At 74.8% G+C, this 5,876-nt stretch carries 5 protein-coding genes; 4 read left to right on the top strand and 1 reads right to left on the bottom strand.

The genetic code is table 11. The features are described from left to right. Positions 1–130 precede the first annotated feature (130 nt). On the top strand, positions 131–1,378 hold the full coding sequence (gene rlmC, locus ACWGKI_RS20440) for a 23S rRNA (uracil(747)-C(5))-methyltransferase RlmC (RefSeq protein ID WP_452189481.1): 1,248 nt from the start codon (positions 131–133) through the stop codon (positions 1,376–1,378). Positions 1,379–1,445: 67 nt separating this feature from the next. Here the strand turns inward: rlmC and ACWGKI_RS20435 are convergent, their stop codons facing one another. Then, positions 1,446–2,942, bottom strand: a complete 1,497-nt coding sequence (locus ACWGKI_RS20435) for an RNA polymerase sigma factor (protein ID WP_452189479.1) — start codon at positions 2,940–2,942, stop codon at positions 1,446–1,448. 250 nt (positions 2,943–3,192) lie between these two features. Here ACWGKI_RS20435 and ACWGKI_RS20430 point away from each other — a divergent pair, with 250 nt between their 5' ends. The 3 genes from ACWGKI_RS20430 to ACWGKI_RS20420 all read left to right on the top strand — a co-directional run. Continuing rightward, complete coding sequence (locus ACWGKI_RS20430) at positions 3,193–3,957, top strand: ABC transporter ATP-binding protein (protein WP_452189477.1); 765 nt, start codon at positions 3,193–3,195, stop codon at positions 3,955–3,957. Beyond that, on the top strand, positions 3,954–5,222 hold the full coding sequence (locus tag ACWGKI_RS20425; RefSeq protein WP_452189475.1) for a hypothetical protein: 1,269 nt from the start codon (positions 3,954–3,956) through the stop codon (positions 5,220–5,222). Before ACWGKI_RS20430 ends, ACWGKI_RS20425 begins: the two co-directional genes overlap by 4 nt. A 50-nt stretch (positions 5,223–5,272) precedes the next feature. Next, positions 5,273–5,876, top strand: a 604-nt coding sequence (locus ACWGKI_RS20420) for a hypothetical protein (protein ID WP_452189474.1), incomplete at its 3' end; no start/stop codon positions are given.

Genomic DNA, 5,876 nt, shown 5'->3' with positions numbered 1-5,876 from the left:
CGGCGGGCCACCGGTTCTGCATCTTCTTCGGCTGCCCGCCCGGCGGTGGTGGGTACGGAAACGGGTACAATTCGCGACCCAATTCTCGCCGTTTCCGTACCCACAGCGTGGGCTGCGGGACAATGGGCCGGTGCAGTGCCCTCACTTCGACGCCGGTCGCTGCCACTCGTGCACCCTCCTCGCGACGCCGTACCCCACGCAGGTCGCCGAGAAGGAGGCGCACGTGCGGGCCCTGCTGGCCGACGACGGCGTGTCCTGGCTGCCCGCCGTCACGGGCCCGGAGTCAGGGTTCCGCAACAAGGCGAAGATGGTGGTCAGCGGCACCGTCGACGCCCCCGTACTGGGCATCCTCGGCTCCGCCGCCGGCCCGTTCGCCGGGCAGGGCGTCGACCTCACCGACTGCGGCCTCTACCCGCCCGCGCTGCAGGCGACGTTCCCCGCGCTCGCCGAGCTGATCACCCGGGCCGGCCTGCAGCCCTACGACGCGACGTCGCCGTCCCGCGGCCCCCGACGCCGGGAGACGGCGCGCGAGTCGGCCTGGCGGGGCGAGCTCAAGCACGTCCTGGTGACGCTGTCGGCCGACGGCGAGCTCATGGTGCGGTTCGTGCTGCGCAGCCAGGAGCCCGTGGCCCGGCTGCGCAAGCACCTGCCCTGGCTGCTGGCGGCGCTGCCGCAGGTCGCGGTCGTGAGCGTCAACGTCCAGCCCGCGCACGCGGCAGTGCTCGAGGGCGAGCAGGAGATCGTCCTCACCGAGCGCCAGTCGCTGCCGATGCGGCTCGACGGCATCACGCTGCACCTGCGCCCGCAGAGCTTCTTCCAGACGAACACCGCCGTCGCCACCGCCCTGTACGCGCAGGCCCGGGAGTGGGTCGACGAGGTGGCGCCCGCCTCGCTGTGGGACCTGTACTGCGGCGTCGGCGGCTTCGCGCTGCACTGTGCGGCCCCGGGCCGCGCCGTCACCGGCATCGAGATCTCCGCCGAGGCGATCGCCAGCGCGAGCAGCACGCGCGACGAGCTCGCCCACCTGCCCGCGGACGCCGTCGTCGGCGGCCGCGATGCCGCCTGGTGGGCCGACGCCGTGCGCGACGTCCGGTTCGCGGCCGGGGACGCCACCACGTTCGCCCAGGACGGCGGGGTGCCCGCGCCCGAACTGGTGGTCGTCAACCCGCCGCGGCGCGGCATCGGCGCCGACCTGTCGCGCTGGCTGGAGGAGTCCGGCGCCACGCACGTGCTCTACTCCAGCTGCAACGCGGTGACCCTGGCCGAGGACCTCGCGCGCATGCCGTCGTTGCGGCCCCGGCGCGCGCGCCTGCTCGACATGTTCCCGCAGTCCGGTCACTACGAGGTGCTGGTGCTGCTGGAGCGCACCGCCGGCTGAGCCGGTCGGCGGGCAGGTCGGGCAGCAGTTCGGGCGGCAGTTCGGGCGGCAGTTCGGTCGGCAGGAGTCAGCAGGTCTGCAGCCAGCCCGGCCAGATGCCGGTGCGCACGAGGGAGACCGACGTGTCGGCGTCGGCGGGAGCGTCGACCGTGACGGCGACGCCGGCCTGCTGGTAGCGGCGCGACGCGACGTACCAGCTGCCGTCCCGGCACTCCCGCGCGGAGATCCAGCTCTTGGACGGCGAGACGGCGACGATCTCGACTTCGTCCTGGCTCGGCGTCACCCGGAACACGCCGCGCAGCCCGGGCAGGTCCGCCTGGACCGTGGACCGGACGGGGTCCGGGTCCCGCGTCGGCGTGGGGGTGGGCGTCGGGGTGGGCCTCGGAGTGGACGTCGTCCGCGTCGGCGTCGGCGTCGGGGTGGGCGTCGGGCGCGTGGTGGTCGGGGGCTTGCCGGTCGGGGCCGTGGCGGTCGGGGCCGTGGTGGTCGGGTCCGGGGCGCTCGACGACGACCCGCCCGGGGTCGCAGACCCCGGGGTCCCGGGCGTCGAGGGGGTCGGGTCGGCAGGCGTCGTCGGCTGCGTCGTCGGCGTCGTCGGAGATGTCGGCGTGGGGAACGCTGGGCCCGACGTCGCCGGAGCGGTGGGGTCCCCCGTCGGCGTCGCGCCGTCGGCCGGGATCGGGTCCGGCGTGCTGGTCGAGGCGTCCGGCTCGGGCTCGGCCGGCGCGGCGGGCGGCGTCGCCGTCGGTGCGGGTGCCGCGACGGACGCGGTGGCCGCCGGCACGGGCGGTGCGGCCACGGGGCCGCCCCCACCACCGCCGAGGGCTACGGCGACGGCGGCCACGGCCACCCCGGCGACCGTGCCGGCGGCGACGAGACCGCCCTTGCCGAGCTGGCCGAGCTGGAGGACGAGCGCCCGCACCCACTCCCCCGCGGCCGCCAGCGCGGCGCCCACGGGCCCGGCCCAGCCGAGCACTCCGGACCCCGACGCCTCTGCGCCCAGCACACCCACGACCACCGGGGCCGCACCGCTCGCGACCGTGCCCGCGACCGGGCCCGCCAGCAGCAGGGGGCCGGCGTCGCGCACGGCCCAGCCGGCCTCCCGGACGTCGATGAAGGCCCGCATGCAGTCCTGGCAGCCGAACAGGTGCGCCTCGAGGACCGTGCGCCGCACCGGGGTGAGGCGGTGGCGCACGTACGAGTGCAGGGACTGGCGGGTGTCGACGCACCCGGGCGGGCACGCCCGGGCGTGCGCCGCCGCGAAGGCCGCGGCCAGCCGCTCCTCCGCCCGGCGCAGCCGGTGCAGCACCGCTCGGGCGTGCATCCCCAGCTCGGCGGCGATCTCGGCAGCCTCGCGGCCCAGGACGTGCCGGTCCCACAGCAGGCGCTGGTCGTCGTGCGGCAGCGTGGCGAGCGCGGTGCGCAGGACGGACGGGTCGACGGTCCCCGCGGCGCCCGGACCCTCGTCGCGCCCGGCGTCCGCGGCCGCGGCGCGCATCCGCTCGATCGCGTCGTCGGCGGGGCCGCGGCGCGCGGGCGCGTCGCCGTCGTGCGTCGTGGTCACGCGGCGCTCCCGTCCTTGCCGATCGTGTGCGGTCCCGGCGCGGTCCGCCGCCGCGCCCGGGACATGATCGCAGCGAGGGGTGGGGCGAAGGCAAGTCCCCTGGCAGGTCCGGGGTGGGTGGGCTCTCCCGGCGGACCGGACCGCGAAGCCCCGTGCAGATCCTGCAATCCGCCAGCCGACGGTGCGCCGGGCAACTACTTTCGCTCGTGGCCGGCAGACCACCGACCGACGACCAGCGCAAGGAGGAAGCATGGGGACGCCCCGGTCGGTGTGGAGCGGCGAGCCCGCGACGGTGGTCGTGGACGACGTGCGCGTGAGCTACCGGAACTTCACCCTCGGCCCCGTGAGCACCACGTTCGCGCGGGGGGTCGCCTGCGTGGTGGGGGTGAACGGGGCGGGGAAGTCGACGCTCTTCCGGGTGCTCGCCGGCCTCGAGAAGGGCCGGTCCGGCTCGGTGCGGCTCGCAGACTCCTCCCGCGCTCCGCACCAGGTCGGGCTGCTGCCCCAGGACGTGGACTTCCCGGGCCTGGCCACCTGCGCCGAGTACCTGACGCACATCGCCTGGCTGTTCTCCGTGCCGCGTACCCACCGCGCCGACGCGGTGGCCGACGCGCTCAGCGCCGTGGGGTTGTCCGACCGCGCGGGCTCCCGGATCTCGACGCTGTCCGGCGGCATGCGGCGGCGACTCGGCCTCGCCCACGTGCTGGTCCACTCCCCGGACCTGCTGCTGCTGGACGAGCCGACCGCGGGCCTCGACCCGCTGCAGCGGGTCGCGATCCGCGACACCATCGGGGCGATCGCCGCACAGCGCACCGTGGTGGTCTCCACCCACCTCGTCGAGGACGTCGCCGCCCTCGCCGACCGCGTCCTCGTGTTGCGCGAAGGCTCGGTGCGCTACGACGGCACCGTCGACGAGCTCGCGGCACACGACGCCCCCGACGCCCCCGGAGCCACCGCGCTGGAACGAGCCATCACCGCCGTGCTGTCCACCCCGATATCCGGGGCTGCCGCATGATCCACTACCTGGCCAAGACCCACCTGGGGTTCTGGGCCTTCGTCGCGCTCGCCGTGCTCTCGGCGATCAACATCGTGCAGGACGGTTGGACCTGGAACGGCAACATCTCGCTGGCGGCCGGCGAGCTCGGTGTCCCGTACTACATCTTCGGCATCATGTTCGCCGCCGTGGTGGCCGTGGACGCCGCGCGCCTGTCCTCCCCCGGGCGGCAATACCTGGCAGGACTCCTGCCGTCGTGGCGCAGCCCCTACGTCGTCGCCCTCGCGGCCGCGTGGGTGCCCGTCGCCGCGATCCAGCTCCTGATCGGGCTCGTGACCCTCGCCCTCGTCGCACCGTCCGAGGTGAGTGCCGCGACGGTCGCTCGGGCACTGCTCGCCCTGGCCATGCTCCCGTTCATCAGCCTCGCGGCGGGTGCCGTCGGCAGCTTCATCGGCCGGTACACCCGCCCGCTGATCGCCGCACTGCTCGCCGCCGGAGCCCTGTTCGCCCTGTTCGAGTACTTCGGTGCTCACCCGGGGTTCATCCCTCTGAACTTCGGCATGTACGAGGTCGCGTGGATCGGCGGCGAGTACTCGGCCTCCTACCTGCTGGCGCAGATCGGCGTGCTGACCGTGGCCTCGGCCCTGCTGCTCCTCGCCCCGGTCCGGCTCCGCGGCCACTCCGCGCTGCCCTCGGCCACGGGTCTGGTCACCGGCCTGCTCGGCCTCGCGCTTCTGGCCGCCCCGCTCCCCGGCATGCCCCAGGACCGCGTGGTCGACGCATGGCACCCACCCACCGTGTGCGGCGGCAACCCCACGATCTGCACCTACACCGAGAGCGAGGCCTGGCGAGACTCCTACGTCCGGTTCCTCACCCGCCTCACCGACGCAGCACGCGACCACGGCTACCCCGCCTTCGTCCCCGACCGCTTCGTCGAGGTGGCGCCCTGGGGGGACGAGCAATCGACGCCCGGGGAAAGGGTCTTCTGGTTCACCCTCGACCCCCACGTCCCGCAACCCGACGGGGGCGACCAGCCCGGTCTCGGTGACGTCGACTACGTGGTCAATCTCTTGTCGCCGCTGCACTGCCCACAGTTCGAATCCGACGGCGGGCCGAGCGACGCCTTCTGGACCGACGAGGCACAACTCGCCGCCACCTGGCTCTCCCTCGAACGAGACATCGACCCGCTCGACCTCAGCGAAATTGCCGAGACCAAGAACTTCACACCCCTCTCCCCCGCGCAGACCGAGAAGATCCTCGCGAGGTTCGACCGGTGCGACTTCTAGCACGCGGATCGACCGTCCGGGGACTCCGGGCGTGGTGCGCCGTCCACGACGTGCGCACCGCGCTCGCCCTGACCGTGCTCGCCGCCCTCGGCACCGCGCTGACGGCCGGCACCGACGTGGACGGCATCGGCGAGCTGGTGCGGTTCCCCCTGCCCGTACCGGTGCCGCAGTTCGTCGCGCTCCTCGCCGGGATCGCGATCGGCGCCGCCGCCACCTATCGCGTCGACCCCCGTTTCCCCGTCGGGCCGCCGGGGACGCGCCGGCTCAGAGCAGCGCGTCTCGGGTGGGTCACCGCCGTCACCGTCGTGGTCGGCACCCTCACGACGATCGGCTTCGCAGGTGCGCCGTTCGCGGCGTACTCCTCGGTCGCGGCCAACGTGGTGCTCTTCGGCGGGCTCGCCCTCCTCGCCGTCGCCGCCGGGCAGGCCGACCTGCTGTGGCTGCCCCCCGCGGCGTTGCTGCTCGTCGCGATGCTCTACGGCTCGGGAGACCTGGCCGAGGACTTCTTCTGGTGGGCCTCCTGCCTGCAGGACACCGCCGGCCCGGCCCGTTGGGCCGCCAGCCTCGCGGTGTTCCTCGTCGCCCTCGCCGCGTATGCCCGCGCCACGCCGCGGCTCGCGGCCCGTGGACGTCACGGCCCGCCGCGCGGCGGGC

Source organism: Isoptericola sp. NPDC055881 (assembly GCF_053615895.1).
This window is presented reverse-complemented; position numbering and strand designations above follow the sequence as displayed.